General features: G+C 64.6%; 3 protein-coding genes and 1 pseudogene. 1 reads left to right on the forward strand and 3 read right to left on the reverse strand.

The annotated features are described in order from the left end of the window. Window positions 1–359: pseudogene (locus tag A3728_RS23445) on the reverse strand (hypothetical protein); the annotation flags it as partial. Between the two features lie 137 nt (window positions 360–496). Between A3728_RS23445 and A3728_RS10600 the strand changes: the two are divergent. Continuing rightward, the gene (locus A3728_RS10600) at window positions 497–1,186 is read left to right on the forward strand and encodes a thiamine diphosphokinase (RefSeq protein WP_067923237.1); all 690 of its coding nucleotides are present in this window, start codon (window positions 497–499) and stop codon (window positions 1,184–1,186) included. Here A3728_RS10600 and A3728_RS10605 read toward each other — a convergent pair. Continuing rightward, window positions 1,125–2,048, reverse strand: a complete 924-nt coding sequence (locus A3728_RS10605; RefSeq protein WP_067923240.1) for a DMT family transporter — start codon at window positions 2,046–2,048, stop codon at window positions 1,125–1,127. The genes A3728_RS10600 and A3728_RS10605 overlap by 62 nt on opposite strands. 104 nt (window positions 2,049–2,152) lie before the next feature. After that, on the reverse strand, window positions 2,153–2,541 hold a 389-nt coding region (locus tag A3728_RS10610; protein WP_150120731.1), incomplete at its 5' end, for a GGDEF domain-containing protein.

Consider the following 2,541-nt stretch of genomic DNA (forward strand, 5'->3'; position numbering starts at 1 on the left):
GGTGCCGATGCCGGTTCCGGTGCAGGAGCCGTGGCGCCTACGGGCGGTTGGGCCGCAGGGGCCGCTTCGGGCGCCTCGATGGCGCGGGCACGGGGGGCATCGCCATGGGCGGCGCTGAGAACGATCTTGCCTTCGTGTTCGCGCGCCTCTACCCGGCGAGAGATTTCCTTTTGCGCGATACGGGCGAGCATCTCCGCATCGGGCTGCGGGGGTTCGGCCCCGAAATACCTGTCGTCCGATGCGAGATCGCGAAAATATTCCGCAATGGCCTTCATCGTGCCGAATGAATCGTCGAAGCCTTCCAATGTGCATGAGAAGGTGCCGTAGGAGACCGTCAGTATTTTATTATTACTCATCATCGGATGCTCGTCCTCTGCGGTTTTGCAGCTTATCGTTTACCACGATGTACTAGACCAAAGCGGCCCGAATCTGTGCCAAGCAGCGTATCATTTCAAGGCGACAATGTGATGGGTTTCGAAAACGGCACGAAAAGGACATGATCGCCTCCATTGTTCACGATACGGCACCGATAACGCTCATCGGCGGCGGGGACGCCTCCATTAGCGACGTCGAAGAGGCCACAGCGCTGGCCCCGCGAGTCGTGGCGGCGGACGGGGGCGCGGCGCTGGCGCTGGCCGCAGGCCGCGTGCCGGAGGCCGTGATCGGTGATTTCGACTCGCTCCCCGAAGACCTGCGCAGACGCCTGCCGGCGGACATCCTCCATCCCTTGCCGGGGCAGGACGATACGGATTTCGGCAAGGCCATGGCCCGGATCGACGCGCCGCTGGTGCTGGGCGTGGGTTTTGGTGGCGGAAGGGTCGATCACCAGCTTGCGGCCTATCATACGCTGGCCCGGATGCCGCATCGGCCCTGCGTGCTGATCGACCGGACAGAGATCGTCTGCCTCGCGCCGCCCCGGCTGCTGCTGCCCTGCACGCCGGGCGATATCGTCTCGCTCTTTCCCCTGACGCCGGTGACGGGGCGCAGCGCGGGGCTGCTCTGGCCGATCGAGGGTATCGAGTTTGCGCCGGATGTATTTGTCGGCACGTCGAACCGCGCGACGGGGCCGGTGGAGATCCAGATGGATGGACCGGGCATGTTGCTCATCGCACCGCGCCGCCTTCTCAAGCCGCTGGTGCGGCAGCTGGCGGCACCCGACCGCGCGCATTGGCCCGCTCCCGCATGACGACATAGAGGCCCGCGGCCATGGTGATCACGATGCCGAGCCCGGCGAGCCCATTTGGCCATTCGCCGAAGATCGCAAGGCCGAGGGCTGTCGCAAAGGGAATTTCGAGGTATTGCATCGGCGCCAGCGTGGCCGAGGGGGCATAGCGCAAGGACCATGTCATCAGCAGATGCGCCAGCGTGCCAAGCACCCCGATTCCAATGAGCAATCCCCATTGCGCGGCATCCGGCACCACGGGGGCAAGCAGGGGAGCCCCAAAGAACTGGCCCGCAACGACAAGTGGAAGCACGAGCATCACCGCCATGCCCCCGCTGACCGCCTGAAGCTCCACCGGGTCGATCCGTTTCGCGATCCGCCGCGTCACCAGCATGAAAACGCTGAAGTTCGCGGCCACCAGAACCGGCAGAAGCGCGGGCCAACCCACCTCTGCAAAGCTGGGCTGAATGACCAGAAGCGTCCCGATGAAGCCCGCAACGCAGGCCCAAAGGCGCCGGGGCCCGACCTCTTCCTTCAGGACATGTTTGCCCAGGAGCAGCATGAAGAAGGGCATCACGAAGGCGATGGCGACCGCATCCGCCAGCGCCAGATAGCGCAGGGCGGTGAACATCGCCCCGATGCCGAAAATGTGCAGCAAGGTACGCAAAAGGATCAGCCCAATCAGCCCCTGTCCGCCCCATGGGCGAGGGCGGGCGAAGGACACGATTGGCAGCAGGAGCACGGCCTGTACGGCGAACCGCAGAAGCACCACCTGTACCAAGGGGACAGACGCCCCGAGTATCTTTGCAACAGCGTCCCCCATGGGGGCGACAATGCAAAACCCCAGCATCAGCAGGATTCCGAGGAGGGGCCGGTCTTCCGTCATGAGGGGAGCGTAGTCTGGTACGAAGAGTTTCGCAATTTATCCTTGCTTTCGTTTGATAATTCCCGATCGGGAGGGGCGGCAGCAGCAGGGAAGTCCATAGCGGTTCAGGCCGCCGGGCGGCTGAGCCGGACCTTGTTTCGTCCGCCGGATTTCGCTGCGTAAAGCGCCTTGTCCGCCTTTTCCAGCAGGGCGCCCCCGTTTTCCGGGGCATCACCGCTGCCGGCTGTCTTGCTGGAACCGACCGCCATACCGATGCTGATGGTGACGCTGATGGGCTCCTCAATTCCCGGCACCCGGAACGGTGTGCCGCTGATGTCGTTGCACAGGCGCAGGGCGGCGGCGCTCGCCTCCTTGAGGGTGGAGCCGGGCATGACGATCATGAACTCCTCCCCCCCGATGCGGGCGACCATATCCATCGCGCGCAGGTTGCTGCGCAACCGGGTGGCGGTTTCGGCCAGCACGGCATCGCCCGCGGCGTGGCCATGCCGGTCGT

Origin of the sequence: Sulfitobacter sp. HI0040 (genome assembly GCF_001634885.1) — a bacterium.
Lineage (GTDB): Bacteria > Pseudomonadota > Alphaproteobacteria > Rhodobacterales > Rhodobacteraceae > Sulfitobacter.